Origin of the sequence: Pseudomonas sp. NFACC05-1, assembly GCF_900100135.1 — a bacterium.
GTDB lineage: Bacteria > Pseudomonadota > Gammaproteobacteria > Pseudomonadales > Pseudomonadaceae > Aquipseudomonas > Aquipseudomonas fluorescens_Q.
Window position 1 is genome coordinate 102,138 of the sequence record NZ_FMTR01000013.1, and the last position, 16,735, is coordinate 118,872.

A 16,735-nucleotide genomic window follows, 5' to 3' on the forward strand; every position below is an offset into this window, starting at 1 on the left:
ATTCACAACCGGGTAGGCGGGACGCGGGGCAATGCGCGTTTGTGAGCCGTCTTGAAGTAGGCGCATTCAATGATCTGTCGCGCCTGGGGCGACACCTCTTCGCCCATCAGGTACCCATCGATTTCCTCGTAGCTGCAGCCATACGCCACTTCATCGAGCTTACCGGGTGCCAGGTCTTCCAAATCGGCGGTCGGTGCCTTGCGCACCAGGTTGGCGGGGGCGCCCAGCGTATCGGCCAACAATCTCACCTGAGTCTTCGTCAACCCGGACAACGGGGCCAGGTCGCACGCGCCGTCGCCAAACTTGGTGAAAAACCCCATCACCGCCTCCGCTCCATGATCGGTACCAACCACCAACCCATTGCTCAGATTGGCAATGGCGTATTGCGCCAGCATCCGTGCCCGGGCCTTGGCGTTGCCTTTGGCAAAGTCGGTGAGTTCGGCCGAAGGCTGCAAGCCATCGATGGCGATACTGCCCATCAACCCGTCAACGCAAGCGGCGATATTGCTGGTGGTGATCACGTCCGGCCGGATGAAGTCCAGGCACGCCTGGGCGTCTTGCTCATCTGCTTGAACCTTGTAGGGCAACCGGACTGCGATAAAACGCGCCTCGTAGTCTTCCTCTCGCAATTGCTCCACGGCCAACTGGCAGAGGCGGCCGGCGGTGAGGGAGTCGACGCCGCCACTGATCCCCAGGACCAGGGACTGGCAACCCGACTCGCGCAATATCTGCTTGATGAACTCGACGCGGCGGGCAATCTCGGTTGCTTCGCCACCCCGTGTGAGTTGGCGGTCGATGCCCAGTTCCCGGGCAATGCGTTCTTGCACAAGCGTAGTCATATCAGGCTCCCAGCTGTGGATTGATCAGGGCGACGTTGAACACTTGGGCGGCGTACCGCAGAAACGAGGCATCCTCGCAGACGTTCTTGATCGGGTCGTCGGAGAACTTCACGACCGGCTCGCCGTGGACCCGCACCAGCTTCATGACGATGCTCAGCGGTTCTACACCGTCGACATCGCAGGCCAGGCTGGTGCCCATGCCAAAACCGAATCTGGCCTTGCCACGAACATGCCGCAGGATCGGCAGGCATTTTTCGAAATTGAGGCCGTCGGAAAACATCAGGTCCTTGGTGCGCGGATCGACGCCCAGTTCCTGGTAACGCTTGAGCACCTTGTCCGCCCAGACGATGGGGTCACCGGAATCCTGGCGCAGGCCGTCATAGAGCTTGGCGAAGTACAGGTCGAAATCCTTGAGGAAGAAGTCGGTGCTAATGCAGTCCGTCAGGGCGATACCGAGGCGGCCGCGATACTCGCGCACCCAGTTTTCCAACGCCGCGTTCTGGCTCTCGCGCAAGCGCCCGAGTTGCTGGTGCACCATCAGCCATTGGTGAGCCATTGTGCCAATCAGCGGGAGATCGAACTCGTAGGCCAAGTGAGCGTTACTGGTGCCGACAAAGACCCCAGGAAAATCGCTGCGCATAATATTCACCACTTCACGCTGGGCCCTGAACGACAGCCGCCGCCGGGTGGAGAAGTCTGAAACGCGAAACTCGGCGAGTTCTTCACGGCTGGCGTTTTTCTCCAGCCATTCGAACTTCTGATACAGCTTGCGGGTGACGTCGGCCAACTCGACCTCGGGGTATTTCTCGCGGTTGCGCAGTTCGCTGACCATCGCCAATACCGGTTGCTCGAACATGATGCAGTGCAACATCGGGCCACGGACGCGGATGTGCAGTTGGCCGTCGACTTCCGAAACGTGTATGTAGCGCAAATTGAAGCGAAACAGGCCGAGAAACTGTTCGAAGTCCGGTGTCAGGTACTCACGAAAACGCTTGTTGAACAGGAACCGCTGCTCTCCCTCACGCAGCTGCAGCCCGGCGAGCTTCTCCAACTCCACGCGAATGTCCGGGATCAGGTGACCGAGGCGCTCCTTGGAGCGGACGATGAATTGGTATTCCACTTCGACATTCGGGTGCTGGTGCAAGACCGCCTGCATCATGGTGAAGGTGTAGTAGTCGGTATCCAGAAGACTCTGGATGGTGCCGCTGCTTGAATCGAATGCGCCGTCCATGACTCTTCCTTATGCGTTTGCCAGGCGGATGGTTTCTTCGCGGGTCAAGGCCACCGAAATCCCCGCTTGCTGCATGTCTTGGATGGCCTGGATGGCCCCCTCCTCACTGATGGCCCGGCAGGCCGGGAGGTGAATGATCACCTTGAAGCCAGCGGCGGCCAGTTGCAGAGCGGTGGTCTTGACGCAGAAATCCAGCGCCAGCCCGCCAACAATCACCTGCTGCACACCCAGACCGTTCAGGTACTCGATCACCCCGGTGGACAGCTTGCCGTGCAGGTCGTGGTAGCACGCGCCGTAGGGGTGCAGATCCGGCTCGACGCCCTTCCAGACGAAATAGTCGTAGTCATAGGGGCTCGGCAATTGATCCAGCAGGGCGAAACCTTCGGTACCAGGAACGCAGTGGCTGACCCAGGTGATATCGGCATGCTCGAGCCCGGTCGGCACGAACATCTGTGCGTGATCGGCGACCACCCACGGAGCCAGGGGCGAATGGGCGTCCTTGCTGCCGATGCGGAGGCTGGCCAGGGATGCGATGAAATTCAGCTCACCGGCAATCTGGTCACCGCCGGGCACCGGAAGCTCATCGGGGCATAGCGGCGTAAAGCTCTTTTGCGCATCGACATCGAAGGAAGCGGTTTTCCGGGTCAGGCTGTTCATGCTGGGTTTCTCCTCTTCATGGCGACGAGAGTACATAATGTGTACTTTCATGACAAGCCACTCACAGAAAATATTTTTGACGAACTCTCCTTAATAATGGCTATAGCTCAGCACAAATCATGTTTTCACTAAAAAGATTTTGCTGATAGAGTACACGTCATGTACCAAAAGAGAATATGCCATGTTCGAGATTGCCCTTTATGGCGGCGCCTTCAATCCTCCGCACGCCGGTCACGCCCAGGTAATGATCGAGGCCTCACGCCTGGCCAGACGCGTGCTGGTGGTCCCCAGCTTCCGGCATCCTTACGGCAAACAAATGGTCGACTATGACGTTCGCCTGAACTGGCTGGAATCGATCGTCGAAAAGGTGCAGCCACTGTGCTGCGCCGAAGTGCGTGCAAGCCGGGTGGAACAGGTCGTGGCCCGTGGCGTTGAAGGCGCAATCTACAGCTACACCCTGCTCGCCCACCTCGCCGACAGCCTGGCCCTGGACGGCAAGCGGATTGCATTGGTGGTGGGCCGGGATGTCGCGGATCGGCTGCCGACCTTCTACCGCGGCCAGGAATTGCTGGAGCGTTTTTCCATTCTTTGCGTGGAGGAAACGATCCACGTGCGCAGCACGGTGGTTCGCGAACGACTGGCGTTGGGCGAATCGCTTCCCTCCGACTGGATGGCTCCCGGCATGAACCCGTTAAACTATGACCTTTATGCGACCCACGGAAATCGACATGCCCACTAGCACAGCCCCCGCGCGCGACTACCTGCACACCATCGACCTCTGTGTGCTGCGCTTGTGCCGGGAGACCCAGGCGCTGGAAATCCTCTTGAACCGCCGGGAAGCCGAGCCGTTCGCCGGTCACTGGGCGCTGCCCGGGATCGTGGTCAATGGTGACGTCGAAGATCTCACGCTCAACAACGCCGTGGAGCGCCTGCGCAGCTCAAGCAAAGTGGGCATGCCGCTGGCCTGGATCGAACAGGTCGGCACCGTCGGTGACGCGTTCCGCGATCCGCGCTGCTGGTCATCGTCGACTTTCTATCTTGCGATTGTCAGCGAGGCGGTCCAGCTCGCCGAACACCAGGGTTTTTTCCCCCTTAAGGACGTCGCTGACGCCTCGATCAAACTCCCTTTCGACCACAACAGCCTGGTGGCCGCCGTCCAGGAGCGGTTGTTGTCCAAAGCCCTCTACAGCAGCCTGCCGCTGATGTTCCTGGGCCCGGAGTTCAGCGCGCCGGAAGCGGTGGGCATTTTCTCCGTGGTGCTCGATCGCCCGGTGCTCAAGACCAGCATGCGCCAGCGTCTATTGAAGATGACCGAGGCGGGCTACTTGCAGGAAACCGGCCGCAAGAAAAGCGGCGACGGCGGCCGCCCGCAACGCACGGTGGAAAACCTCAAGCCGGCCAGCGTTTATCTTTTTGATCGTTGTTTTCTGGAGTAACGCTTAGCGACAAACGCAAATGCTGGCGCCATCCGCGCTATATCTGATTATTCGAGCCCGGCAGTGAAGACCTTGCCAGGGTTCATTAACCCCGCCGGGTCCAGCGTGCGTTTAATGGCACGCATCAATTCGATCTCCAGCGGATCCTTGAAGCGAACGGCCGCGTCAGGCTTGGCTTGTCCCAGTCCGTGCTCAGCGCTGATGCTGCCGTTGAAGGCGCTTGTCATCCGGTAGATGACCTCCATGATCGCGTGTTCCCGGGCCCTGAACGAGGCGTCCGTCTCACCGAGCGGTTTGCTGATGTTGTAATGCAGGTTGCCGTCGCCCATGTGGCCGTAAGAAACGATGCGCACCCCCGCAAAGTCCTGTTGTAAGACACTGTCGGTGCGCTCGATGAATTCCGGTATGCGACTCACGGGTACGCTGATGTCATGCTTGAGGCTCGGGCCTTCATGATTCTGCGCCTCGGAAATACCTTCGCGCAGCGCCCACAGTGCCGCGGCTTGCGTCTGGTTGCTGGCCAACACCGCATCGCTGACCCAACCGCGCTCGAAGGCGTGGGCCAGGCCGTTTTCAAGCAACAGCGTCAATGGCGCGTCGGGCACCGTGTCGCGCAGCTCAATGAGGGCGTACCAAGGATGCTTCGTTTCCAGCGGGTCACTGCAACCGGCCACATGGTCCAGGACAAAATCCAGACTTTGGCGCGACATCATCTCGAAGCCCGTCAGGCGGTCGGCGCACAGGCTGCGCACATGGCCAATCAACTCCACCGCCGCCTGCGGCGAAGGCAGCGCGACCCAGGCTGTCGCCGTGCTATGGGTCGCCGGGAACAATTTGAGCACCGCCGCCGTGATGATCCCGAGCGTGCCCTCCGAGCCAATAAATAAATGCTTGAGGTCGTAACCGGTGTTGTCCTTACGCAAGCCCCGCAATCCGTTCCAGACGCGGCCGTCAGGCAGCACCACTTCCAGACCAAGGGTCAGCTCACGCATGTTGCCGTAACGCAGCACTGCCGTTCCGCCGGCATTGGTCGCAAGATTGCCACCCACCGTGCAACTGCCCTCCGCCCCCAGTGACAGCGGAAACAGGCGCCCAACCTGGCTGGCGGCATCCTGTAAATGTTGCAGAATCACCCCGGCCTCTACCGTGATGGTTTCGTTGGCCAGGTCGATTTCCCGGATGCGCTTCATCCGGTTCAAGGACAGCACCAATTGGCTGCCAGAAGCATCGGGGATCGATCCGCCATTCAAGCCGGTGTTGCCGCCTTGGGGCACCAAGGCCACTTGGGCGTCATGACAGATGCGTACAACCTCGGCCACTTCCTCGGTCGTCGCCGGGCGTACCACCAACGCAGCCTGGCCTTGATAGGCGTTACGCCAGTCCGTCAGATAGCTCTGCATCAACGCCGGGTCACGTACCAACCCTGCCTGCCCTACCACCTGCTCGATGCGTTGGAGCACTTCATCGCTCAACGAAGGCATCCCTCTCTCCTTAGCACTTACGGACGCTGCCCGAACGCTGCCTGATTCGCCGTCCAGCCAGCCACGCGCTCACTCAAGGACAGCCCAAGGCCAGGCCGGGTGGGCACCAACATCCGCCCATCACGGGTTTGCATACGCTCATTGAACAGCGGCTCCAGCCATTCGAAATGTTCCACCCAAGGCTCGCGACTGTACGTGGCAGCCAGATGGATATGCAGCTCCATGGCAAAGTGCGGCGCAATCATCAGCCCTGCTTGCTCGGCCAACGCCTGGACTTTGAGATAAGGGGTGATGCCACCGACACGAGGGGCATCAGGCATCAGGTAATCGGTCGCGCGCAGTTTGATGAACTCCCAGTGTTCGGCAACGCTGGTGAGCATTTCACCGGTGGCGATTGGCGTATCGAATTCCCGAGCCAATGCGGCGTGACCTTCGGCGTCGTAGCAATCGAGCGGTTCCTCGATCCAGATCAGGTTGAACTGCTCGAGACGGCGGCACATGCGCTGCGCAGTGGGCCGATCCCATTGCTGGTTGGCGTCGACCATCAATGGAAAGTCATCGCCCAGATGTTTGCGGATGGTGCTGACCCGGTGCAGATCCAGTGCCTGGTCAGGCTGACCCACCTTGAGCTTGATACCACCAATGCCCTTTTCCCGAGACAGCTCGGTATTGATCATTAATTGATCAAGCGGCGTATGCAGGAATCCACCCGATGTGTTGTAGCACTGGACCGAATCGCGATGGGCGCCGAGCAAGCGAGCCAACGAAAGATTGGCTCGCTTGGCTTTCAGATCCCACAGGGCGACATCGAACGCGCCAATGGCCTGTGTGGCCAAGCCGCTGCGCCCCACCGAGGCACCCGCCCAGCAGAGCTTGTCCCATAGTTTGGAAATATCGCTTGGATTCTCGCCGATCAGGCTGGGGGCGATTTCCTTGGCGTGGGCAAATTGCCCGGGGCCACCGGCGCGCTTGGAATAGCTGAACCCCAGGCCACGGTGGCCGTCCCTGGTTTCGATTTCCACGAACAGAATGGCGATTTCTGTCATTGGCTTTTGCCGGCCGGTCAGCACCTTGGCATCGCTGATGGGATTGGCCAATGGCAGGAAAACCGAGGCCACGCGCACCCAGGCAATGCGGTCGTCGTCGGCGGAAGGCATTTGAGGCGTGTCTTGCATGGCTTTGCTCCGAACGTTTGGGTTTGGCTGCTGCAACACCTGTTCGGGTTGCAGCAGCGAACGCGGACAAATGCAGCGAGCTAGCTGCGCATCAATTCAATAGCCGCGCTTTTCCTGTTGCGAATAACCGTCACCAGGTGCCAGGAGATGGAGGCGGCAGCCAGGATGAGAAAGCCCGCTGAGATGGGGTTGGTGAGGAAGCCGACGAAGTTGCCGTCGGACAGCATCAAGCCACGGCGTAAGTTGGTTTCCGCCATGGGGCCCAGGATGAAGCCGATGATGAACGGTGCAATCGGCAAACCGGCTTTGACGAACCCGTACCCCAGCAAGCCAAACAGCAGCACCGCCCAGACATCGAAGATCCGGCTGTTCAAGCCGAAGGCCCCAACCACGCACAAGACCAGGATGATCGGCAGCAGGATGTGCTTGGGCACCGCCAGCAACTTGATGAACATGCGCAGGCCGTAGAACTCCAGCACCAGCATCAGCACGGAAGCGAGGATAAGCGCGGCGAAGATCGTATAGACCAACGGTGCCTGGCTGATGAACAGCAGGGGCCCTGGCTGGATGCCGTGGATCATGAAACCGCCGAGCATGACCGCCGTGGTGGTATCGCCGGGAATGCCCAGCGTCAGCAGTGGAATCATCGCGCCACCGATGCCGGCATTGTTTGCCGTCTCGCTGGCCACCACGCCGTCAATCTTGCCTTTACCGAACTCCTCAGGCGTCTTGGAGCGTTTCTTTGCAACGATGTAAGAAACGATATTCGACGTACCGGCACCGATACCGGGCAGGATGCCGATACCGAGGCCGATCAGGGATGAACGAGTGGCGTTGGGCAGTTGACCGACAAATTCCTTTATCGAAAAACCGAAACCTTTCACGCCTTTCATACTGACGTGCTGTGGTTTGGCCCGGTGGCTCAGGCGCGCACTCTCAGCAAACTTCAGCACCTCGGCGACGGCAAACATGCCGATCATGACAGTCAGCATGGCGAAGCCGCCATTGAGGCTCGGCAGGTCAAAGGTAAAGCGGCGAATGGCCTCGACCGGTGCAATCCCCACGGTGGAAAAGGCAAAACCCAGGGCACCGGCAAACAAGCCTTTGACCAGCGAGCCGGTCGACAGCGTGGCGATCAACGTCAGCGAGAAAATAGCGATGGAAAAATATTCGTGCGGGCCAAAGCTCAGGGCCAGTTCCGCCAGGATCGGGGCGATGAACATCAGCGCGGCGATACTGAAAATCGTGCCAAGAAACGAGAACACCACGCCAATCCCAAGGGCCTTGACGCCATGGCCTTGTTTCATCAGCGGCCAACCATCGAATGTCGTGGCGATGGAGGCCGGCGTTCCCGGTATGTTGAGCAATATCGCCGATATCAGCCCTCCCGAAGTGGCACCGACGAACAACGCGACCAGCAGCGCCAAGCCAGGGCCTGGCCCCATCGAGTAAGTCAGCGGCAAGCACAGCGCGATGGCCATGGTGGCCGAGAGCCCGGGCACCGCACCAAAAACGATCCCCACCGCAACGCCGAGGGTGATCAGGAGAAAAACGTAGGGTGTCAGTACGGCCGCGAAGCCTGTTTGCATGAGTTCGATCATGGCCGTCCCCTAGAAATCCAATAAACCGACCGGCAGGAGCAAGTCGAAGCCATGGCGAAAAATGAAGAAAATCAGCACCGCCGAAACGACCGCTATCAGCGCGTATTGGAGGTGCTTGACCTTTTGTTCCGCAGGGGTCAGCACGATGAACTGGGCATAGAGATAAAGCACCGTCATGATCACAAAGCCTACGGTCTGCAGCAGCGCTGTAAAAATCAGCACCAAAGCCAGGGATTTGAAGACTGTTGGATAGTCGATCGACTCAGGTTTTTCTGTGGGTTCGGCACTTTTGTCCGGCAGCTTTCGCCACGCCCATAATTGCAACGCACCCAACAGGCATAACGCGACAGCAAGCACCCAAGGTACAAACGCGGCATCGACCAACCCGCGACGCGGCAGGTTCAAGGTCAATACCAGATAAGCCACGCCGGCACCGAGCATGGCCAGGCCGGCCAATAGCTCGTTTCTTTTATAGGAATCCATACAGGCTCCTCTTGCTGGAAAGGACTGATGATCGGGTGGTTGCCAACGCGGCGCACACCCGAGCCGCTACGCAGAATTACTTGGCTTTACGCATCTCGTCCTTGAACTGCATGAAGCTGTCGCGGGTTTTGTTCAGGGTGGCAACAGCTTCCTCGGTGCCCTGGAAACTGACCGGCTGCTTGAAGGATTTCTTCAGCTCTTCGGCGTATTCCGGCTCTTCGGTAATCTTCTTCATGGTGTCGGCCATTTTCTTGACGATGGCCGGGTCAGTGCCTTTCGGGAAAGCGACGACATAAGGCTTGTCCAGGATCAGGTCCACGCCTTGTTCCTTGAAGGTCTTGACGTCGCCCAGCAATGCGTTGCGCTCAGCGTTGGGCTGGCCCAAGGCAGTCATCTTGCCGCTGGTGATGTAATCCTGGACCGACCCATAACTGATGGCGCCAAGGTCAATGCGCTTGCCCAGCAAGGCGACGATTTTTTCCGACACCGTGCCGCTGTCGACCATTTTCAGTTTCACACCGGCGAGCTTCTCGAACATCAGCCCTTGCAGGTGAGAGAAGTTGCCCATTTCGGTACCGTAGGTAATGGTGCCGGGCTTGGCCTTGGCTTTTTCAATCAGTTGGTCGAGGCTGTCGATGCCCGAGCTTTTCGCCGAGACGAACACCGCACCTTTGTCGACGCCGGCGATGCAGGAGATATCAAACGCATCAAAGCGATCCTCCGAGAGTCCCGCCACTTCGTTAACGATCAACTGGCCGGTGTGGGTGAACAGGATGGTATTGCCGTCTGGCTCTGCACTCTTGACCGCATCGGCGGCAATCGTCCCGCCCCCGCCGGCCATATTGGTCACCACCATGGATTTGCCGGTGAGCTTGGTAAAGTACTTGGCCATCATTCGTGCGTTGAAATCAGTGTCACCGCCGGCGTTGGCAATCACCACCACCTGCACCGGACGACTTGGCCAGTCGCTGGCATCGGCGGCCATTGCCGTGCCGGCAGTCAGGCTCAGGAAAGAGGCGATCAAAGAGGCGCAGAGTGTTTTCTTCATTATTGTTCTCCAGGTGCTGCCATTGATTGTGGGTTTGAAGTTACGCACGAAGCGAGCACGCCCAGCGCTAACGCCTGACGAGGCAAGCGCACAGGCCTTAACGTTGGGATCGAGGAATTGGATAGCCGTTGCGAGCCCGCAGGGGGCTTCTCGCAAAGAGAGGAAGGTCGCTGGCGCCCTGCGATAACGCGTGGGACCGGTGACTTGCAAAATCGCAGGGCGGTAGATGTGGAAGACATGACTGCGCCTTTCGTTTTTATTATTTTTCTATGTCATACGTTGTCGTATGACTTGATATCATCATCTAAGTCCCGTGTTGTCAATGCAGTCGTTCGGCAGCTTGCCTTGAATACGACGAACAGGGCTGGCCGACCAGAGCGCGATTGAGCTCGGTTCCCAGCCTGAACCAGCACGAAGTCTAGTCGCCCCTAAAAAAAACCCCCTGAATCAGGGGGTTGGTTTCTATCAGCGTTTCGGGGCTGAGCTGTGGATTAAGAGAATTAAAACTGTCGCAAAAGACGCCCAGTTTCCGTGGCCTTCAGCCCGATTCGGAGGAAATGCAAAACTGTCGCGAGCCCCAAAAACCGTGACTCGGACAAATACGCTAGAGAATAAAAACTGTCTAGCCCAGGAACGGCGGGCCTTACAGCCACTTCTGAGATTCCAAGAGTGGATGTCCTGCCCGCTATTCGGGATGAACCCAGCAGCCCGGGCTCTCACTGTCGAAGAAATCGACCTCTACTGGACCTCATATCTCTGATGGTTGCATCGAGTCTTCGGGGGCCGCCAACGTGTCTTCGCAACACTCTAGCGCAGATTCAAGCCCTGATAACGAAACGCTCAGCGGCCACTCAATGGACCACTCAAAAAGGGCCTGATATCCCGAGGCCGAACAGAGACTGAGCCTGCTCCCGAAGCCTTCCCTAATTCCATGGACTCCCCGCTCAGTAACTCTCCGAGTTGAGTTGTCTCGCCTCATGGGGCGACCTTCCACTCCACTCCTTGAAGGCGCGAGTGAAGGCGCTGTGCTCCGAATAGCCCAGCAGCATGGCGATATCCACGATTTGCAGGCGTGGATCGCGCAGGTACGACAACGCTAGTTCGTGGCGAACCAAGTTCAGCTCATAGCGAAAGCTGGTGCCGGCCTCTTTTAGACGGCGCTGTAGCGTGCGTGACGAGGTGCCCAGTTGGGGGCTTATCCGCTCTATGCTCGGCTCACCTTCGCGCAAGGCATGGGTGATGGTCTTGCGCAGCTGTTCCACGAATTCATCCTGCTGTGGCAACTGGGCCAGCAGGCGATCCGCATGTTGTTCCAACAGGGAGACCAGCGCCGGGTCGGGGCTCTTAAAGGGCAGTTCGAGCAGTTGCGCGGAGAAACGCAGGACCGCCTCGGCCTGACCGAAGCGTACCGGGCAGCCGAAGAAGGCTTCGTACGGGCTGGTGTCGAGAGGGCTGGGATGATTGAAATCGATTCGCAACGGGTTGGCCGTGCCGCGCACTAGGGCACGGCAGAACTGCATTATGGCAACCATACCGGTTTCGTTCACCAAGGGTCCGGGCTGGTACTGGCTGACATCCCAGACCAGTTCGAACCAGCCGTCGCCGTCGCGGCGAGTCATGGGAATGACGTCGTACACCAGGCGAATGTAGCGCTCCAGGCGTTGCAGAGCCGTACCGAGATTACCACAGGCCAGCAGCACCGAGCCGAGCACACCGATATGCCGGGCGCTGATGGTTTGGCCGACGTGTAGGCCCAGCAGCGGGTCGTCCAGTGCCTGCGCCGCCGTCACCAGCAGGCGATCCCAGCATTCCACGTCAACGCCGCCGACACCCTCCTGGGCAGGTGTGGGCCAGGGCTGGCCAAGTACCGACTCGGGCTCATGACCGAGCGCCTCCAGGTATTCATAGAGCAGTTGCACGTAGGTCTCTGGCACCACGCGCCGATATAAAGGCTGGCTCATCGGACCTCTTTAGGCTGGTTGGCCTTTTGTTGTTTGGCGCAAAGTGTCAAGCGGGGCGTCGGATACCGTCAAGCCTTCCTAACGGCAGCGGCCGAGAATGACGGCACTCCAGCCATTCCAGCAGATGCCGTTCATGAACACGATCACCGATCTTCTGGCACCAGCGACAATCCAGTTCTTCTCCAACGGCTCGCGTTGCGTTGCCGACTTTTACCGCCCACTGGGTGCAGGACCTTTCCCGGTGGTGGTGATGGCGCATGGGCTTGGCGGGACGCGCAAGATGCGCTTGCCGGCCTTTGCCGCCCGCTTCGCCGCCGCCGGCTACGCGTGCCTGGTGTTCGACTATCGCCACTTCGGCGACAGCGAAGGCGAGCCGCGCCAACTGCTGGATATCAACCGCCAGCTCGAAGACTGGACAGCCGCGATAGATCACGCCCGCCGCCTCGCGGATGTGGACCCGCAGCGTATCGTTATCTGGGGCACCTCGTTCGGTGGCGGGCATGTGCTGGCCACCGCCGCCGACGATGCCAGGGTGGCCGCTGTCATTTCCCAATGTCCCTTCACCGACGGCCTGAGCTCCAGTCTTGCCACCGAACTCCTGGTGTCACTTCGCCTCACCTTGCTGGCCCTGGCCGACCGTATCGGCTCGTGGTTCGGCGCCAAACCCATTCTGGTTCCGCTCGCCGGTCAACCTGGCGATACGGCATTCATGACTTCGCCGGATGCCTGGGGTGGCTATAACGGCCTGATCCCGTCAGGTGCGCGTATCCGCAAAGAGGCCGCCGCGCGTTTTGCCCTGGACATCATTCGCTACTACCCCGGGCGCAGTACACCTCGTATCCAGGCCCCTGTGCTGTTTTGCGTGTGCGATCCCGACAGCGTGGCACCGGCGAAGCGGACGCTGCGTCACGCCCGGCGCGCGCCACGTCATGAGATCAAGCGCTATGCCCATGGGCATTTCGATATTTATGTGGGCGAAGCCTTCGAGCAGGTGGTGGGTGATCAACTCGACTTCCTCAAGCGCAACGTGCCAAGCACGCCAACGAAGAGATAAGAATATGTACGACCTTCAAGGCAAAGTGGTTCTGATCACCGGCGCGGCTGGCGGCATCGGCGCCGCCAGTGCACGCGAACTGTATGTGCAGGGCGCCAGCCTAGTGCTGACCGATACCTCGCAGGAGGCGGTGGACAAGCTGGCCCAGGAGTTCAACAGCCAACGTGTGTTGCCGCTGGCGTTCGACGTCACCGACGCCGAGGCGGCAAAGGCAGTGATATGCCAAGCAGTCGAGCGTTTCGGCCGTCTCGATGTGGCCTTCGCCAATGCCGGCATCTCCTGGCGAGGCGTACCGGCGACCCTACGCACCTGCGACGAAGCGGAGTTCCGTCGCATCATTGAGGTGGATCTGTTCGGGGTGTGGCACGCGATGCGCGCCGCACTGCCGGAGGTCGTGCGCAATCGGGGCCAAGTGCTGGTCACGTCGTCGACCTATGCCTACTTGAACGGCATGGCCAACGCGCCCTATGCCGCGAGCAAGGCGGCGGTGGAGTCGCTGGCCCGCTCGCTGCGCGCCGAGTTAAGTGCAACCGGGGCCAGCGCCAGCGTGCTCTATCCCGGCTGGACGGCGACCGCCATCGCCAAGGTCGCCTTCGGTGGCAACGCCATCGCCACCCAGATGAACGAGACCCTATTGCCGGCCTTCCTGCATCAGGCGATTGCACCGGAACAGGTGGCACGTGGCGTGGTGCGCGGTCTACAAAAGCGCCAGCCGCGCATCGTTGTACCGGCTCGCTGGGCGCCCATCTCACTGTTGCGCGGCCTGTTCAACGTTTTCACGGACTGGCATCTGACACGCGATGCCCGCCTGCAACGGTTGCTCCACCAATTGGAAGAAGAAACCGTTCGCACCCAGAGCCCTAGTTGATGCCCCACTACTTGCTTAAGGTTCACCCATGAAAAGCTACTCGTTGAACGACCGCGTCATCGCCATCACTGGTGCCACGGGTGGTCTCGGCAGGGCCGCCGCGCAGGCCCTGCGCGACAAAGGCGCGAAGCTGGTCTTGCTGGATCTCGATCTGGATAGCCTGAATGCAATGGCTGTCACCCTGGGCGGGCCTAATGTCGCTGTCGGTTGGGTGGCCAACGTGCGCTCAATTGAGAGTCTGGAAACGGCGCTGAAAGAGGCCGCGCAGCATTTCGGCGGAATTGATGTGGTGGTCGCCGGCGCTGGCGTCAGCTCGGTGGTAGCCCTGGAGTATATCGATCCCGCCACGTTTGACCGGGTCATCGATATCAACCTCAACGGTGTGGCGCGCACCTTCCGCGCCTCACTGCCCCATGTGAAGGCACGCCAGGGCTATCTACTGGCCATCTCGTCTATGGCGGCTTTCGTTCATTCGCCGTTGAACACGGCCTACACCGCCAGCAAGGCCGGAGTCTGGGCCCTGTGTGACAGCTTACGCCTGGAGCTTCGTCAGCACGGCGTGAGTGTCGGCTCATTCCACCCGACCTTCTTCCAAACGCCGATGATGGAGGCGATCGTTGATGGGCCGTCCTCCACCCTGGTCTGGAATAACCATCAGGGGGTCTGGCAGTTCGTCGCGTTGGAGCAGGTGGTGGCCGCCCTGGTGGACTGCATCGAGCAGCGGCATGACTTGGTGACGGTGCCACGCAGCCAAGTGCTGGTGGCGAAAGCGCCAGGCTTGCTGCGTCGGCTTATCGAGTGGATCGGTTTCGACGCTGGAAAAGTCGCCGAAGCGGTAAGGCTCAGCGATGAAGACAAGGCTTGATTAGGTCAGGGTCGCAGCCTGAACAAATGACCGCTTCTGGCCGTGGGCATGTCGCCCGCATCCGGGCCGGAACGAACCAGGAAATCCTGGCGCCGCTCTTGGGGCGCTATAGCTTCCAAGTCGAATGGCTTAATTGAGTCCCTGACTCGCATTTGTAAGTCCAGCAGTCGTGCCCTGGTGGTGTTCCTTCAGGTTCTTTTACACAACTTCGATCAACTCCAACCGGCACTCAAAAGTGCACAGGAAGGCGAAGCCTTGCCTGCGTGCAATCAACAAAAACAATAAACGAGAGGTGGAAAATGAAACTCAATAGCCGTGCGATCCCGTGTCTCTCCGCTCAGCGAAAGAGTGCTGCGTGGATTAAGTACACCAGTGTCATGGCACTGCTCAGTGCCTCTACAATTGCAGGCGCTAATGGCATTGCTCTTAACGAACAAAGTGCCAGCAGTGCGGGAACTGCTTATGCGGGAAGGTCGTCTTCCGCACTGGACGTCAGCACCATCTACGGAAATCCTGCTGGCTTGACCAAGTTGAAACGTACCGAGATTTCCGGCGGGGCCGCGATCATCTCGGGGAGCGACGACATTAGTGATGCGCAGAGCAGTGTCGCAGGAACGAATAAGGGGGACTCGGTACCTTTGGCGGTCGTGCCCTTCGCCTATCTGTCGACGCCGCTTAATGATCGTTTTTCGATTGGTCTGGGTCTCTATGCTCCGAGTGGTCTGATCAACGAATACGAGAGCACTTTTCAGGGCCGCTACCAGGGTTCCTATAGCTCGACCAAGGAGGTAACCCTGCAGCCCACCATTGCCTATCGGATCAATGATTACGTGTCCATTGGTGGCGGACCGACCATAAATCATTTCGATGCAAAACTTCAGAATTACCTGGCCACCGGCGCTCTGAACAACGGCCAGGACACACGGGTCACCATCAAAGGCGATGACACGGCAATTGGCTACAACGTCGGCCTCTTGGTTGACTTGAGTGATGCAACGAGTTGGGGGATTAACTACCACTCGAAGGTGAGCTATCACCTCAAAGGGCATACCGAGTTTTCCGGCTCCCCGAGCGTTATCCCGCTGGACGGAAAGTATGACAACAAGATAGACATCACGATGCCCGAATCCGTGAACACCTCTATCACCCATCATTTCAATAGTCGCTGGACGGGATACCTGGGGACCACCTGGAAACGTTGGAGTCGACTGAAAAAGATCGAGGCAATCAACAGCGATGTTTCCGCCCTTGGCCAGAGTGCGGGTCTGGAGCGTGTGGGCGAACCATTGAACTGGCACGACACGTGGTCCACTGCCGTTGGCGTATCCTTTCAATTGAACCAACAATGGCTGCTGCGTGCAGGCTACGCCTACGATCCGTCGCCGATCAGCAATGCCGATCGTAGCGTGCGCGTTCCGGTTGGTAACCGCCAAGTCGTGACCCTGGGTGGCGCTTATTTGCCGAATCCCGATCTGACGATAGACTTTGCTTATGGTTATCTCTGGGAATCCAAAGCCTCGGTAAACCAACCGAACAACTCCGGCCTTCAACCTGAATACAGTGCTAATTACGAAAACAGTGCGAATATATTTTCAGTGCAGGCAACCTATCGATACTAATCCTCACCCTCATAAGCCCGATGAAGGTCAGTTAAGCAATTTCAGCCGCGACGCACTCTTTGCTGTAGCAGCCTCGTGAACTGGGCAGTTGCTACAGATCGCATTACGGCTTAACTAATTGGCGTTGCTGAATCAGCCGATTGAAGCCGTTGCATCCTTGCCAACCCATCGCCGCTGAGAGTCTTTTCAACTCGATATTCTTCAACACGTGACGTGTCGCGAGCTGATCAAAGATTGGTGCGACATCTACGTTCCAGTTAAGGAATAGGTTCCGCCGCACATAAGAGGCGAGTGATTCGTCGAGCTGAATTTTCAAAGGCATGGGCGAGGGTCAAAGCGGGGTTGCAGCCATCGCAACAGAAGGAAGGGAGCCTGTGTCGATGAAGGGAGCTGGGACAGCTCCCTCCCTCTGCGACA

At 59.0% G+C, this 16,735-nt stretch carries 15 protein-coding genes; 6 read left to right on the forward strand and 9 right to left on the reverse strand.

The window, feature by feature from the left end; genetic code table 11:
• Positions 1 to 2 precede the first annotated feature (2 nt).
• Genes nadE through BLO97_RS19245 form a run of 3 tightly spaced genes read right to left on the reverse strand, consistent with a single transcriptional unit; the run spans position 3 to position 2,727 of the window.
• Entirely contained in the window at positions 3 to 839 is an 837-nt protein-coding gene (nadE, locus tag BLO97_RS19235) for an ammonia-dependent NAD(+) synthetase (protein WP_092347397.1), read from the reverse strand.
• A 1-nt stretch (position 840) separates the two neighbouring features.
• The gene (gene pncB / locus BLO97_RS19240) at positions 841 to 2,070 is read right to left on the reverse strand and encodes a nicotinate phosphoribosyltransferase (RefSeq protein WP_092347400.1); all 1,230 of its coding nucleotides are present in this window, start codon (positions 2,068 to 2,070) and stop codon (positions 841 to 843) included.
• Between the two features lie 9 nt (positions 2,071 to 2,079).
• Complete coding sequence (locus tag BLO97_RS19245; protein ID WP_072343693.1) at positions 2,080 to 2,727, reverse strand: nicotinamidase; 648 nt, start codon at positions 2,725 to 2,727, stop codon at positions 2,080 to 2,082.
• A 181-nt stretch (positions 2,728 to 2,908) separates the two neighbouring features.
• Between BLO97_RS19245 and BLO97_RS19250 the strand changes: the two genes are divergently transcribed.
• Together BLO97_RS19250 and BLO97_RS19255 are read left to right on the forward strand one after the other, a co-directional pair.
• Complete coding sequence (locus BLO97_RS19250; RefSeq protein WP_092347402.1) at positions 2,909 to 3,466, forward strand: adenylyltransferase/cytidyltransferase family protein; 558 nt, start codon at positions 2,909 to 2,911, stop codon at positions 3,464 to 3,466.
• Positions 3,456 to 4,163: an NUDIX hydrolase gene (locus tag BLO97_RS19255; RefSeq protein WP_092347405.1), complete on the forward strand. Its 708-nt coding sequence runs from the start codon at positions 3,456 to 3,458 to the stop codon at positions 4,161 to 4,163. Before BLO97_RS19250 ends, BLO97_RS19255 begins: the two co-directional genes overlap by 11 nt.
• Positions 4,164 to 4,210: 47 nt before the next feature.
• Here the strand turns inward: BLO97_RS19255 and BLO97_RS19260 are convergent, their stop codons facing one another.
• From BLO97_RS19260 to BLO97_RS19285, 6 genes are all read right to left on the reverse strand, one after another.
• Entirely contained in the window at positions 4,211 to 5,644 is a 1,434-nt protein-coding gene (locus BLO97_RS19260; RefSeq protein WP_092147545.1) for an FAD-binding oxidoreductase, read from the reverse strand.
• Positions 5,645 to 5,661: 17 nt separating this feature from the next.
• The gene (locus BLO97_RS19265; protein ID WP_092347408.1) at positions 5,662 to 6,819 is read right to left on the reverse strand and encodes an L-talarate/galactarate dehydratase; all 1,158 of its coding nucleotides are present in this window, start codon (positions 6,817 to 6,819) and stop codon (positions 5,662 to 5,664) included.
• Between the two features lie 80 nt (positions 6,820 to 6,899).
• The gene (locus BLO97_RS19270) at positions 6,900 to 8,420 is read right to left on the reverse strand and encodes a tripartite tricarboxylate transporter permease (protein WP_092147539.1); all 1,521 of its coding nucleotides are present in this window, start codon (positions 8,418 to 8,420) and stop codon (positions 6,900 to 6,902) included.
• Between the two features lie 9 nt (positions 8,421 to 8,429).
• On the reverse strand, positions 8,430 to 8,876 hold the full coding sequence (locus BLO97_RS19275) for a tripartite tricarboxylate transporter TctB family protein (protein WP_371856965.1): 447 nt from the start codon (positions 8,874 to 8,876) through the stop codon (positions 8,430 to 8,432).
• 103 nt (positions 8,877 to 8,979) lie between these two features.
• Positions 8,980 to 9,951 carry a tripartite tricarboxylate transporter substrate binding protein gene (locus BLO97_RS19280; protein ID WP_092147533.1) on the reverse strand — a complete coding sequence of 324 codons (972 nt, stop codon included), beginning with the start codon at positions 9,949 to 9,951 and terminating at the stop codon, positions 8,980 to 8,982.
• 944 nt (positions 9,952 to 10,895) lie between these two features.
• Complete coding sequence (locus BLO97_RS19285; protein ID WP_092221101.1) at positions 10,896 to 11,912, reverse strand: AraC family transcriptional regulator; 1,017 nt, start codon at positions 11,910 to 11,912, stop codon at positions 10,896 to 10,898.
• Positions 11,913 to 12,045: 133 nt separating this feature from the next.
• Between BLO97_RS19285 and BLO97_RS19290 the strand changes: the two genes are divergently transcribed.
• From BLO97_RS19290 to BLO97_RS19305, 4 genes are all read left to right on the forward strand, one after another.
• The gene (locus BLO97_RS19290; protein ID WP_170862062.1) at positions 12,046 to 12,966 is read left to right on the forward strand and encodes an alpha/beta hydrolase; all 921 of its coding nucleotides are present in this window, start codon (positions 12,046 to 12,048) and stop codon (positions 12,964 to 12,966) included.
• 4 nt (positions 12,967 to 12,970) lie between these two features.
• Entirely contained in the window at positions 12,971 to 13,834 is an 864-nt protein-coding gene (locus tag BLO97_RS19295) for an SDR family NAD(P)-dependent oxidoreductase (protein WP_092147524.1), read from the forward strand.
• Positions 13,835 to 13,862: 28 nt separating this feature from the next.
• Positions 13,863 to 14,699 carry an SDR family NAD(P)-dependent oxidoreductase gene (locus tag BLO97_RS19300; RefSeq protein ID WP_057396519.1) on the forward strand — a complete coding sequence of 279 codons (837 nt, stop codon included), beginning with the start codon at positions 13,863 to 13,865 and terminating at the stop codon, positions 14,697 to 14,699.
• Between the two features lie 299 nt (positions 14,700 to 14,998).
• A complete protein-coding gene (locus BLO97_RS19305) occupies positions 14,999 to 16,318 on the forward strand; it encodes an outer membrane protein transport protein (protein WP_092347411.1) in 1,320 nt (439 codons plus the stop codon).
• Positions 16,319 to 16,735 lie beyond the last annotated feature (417 nt).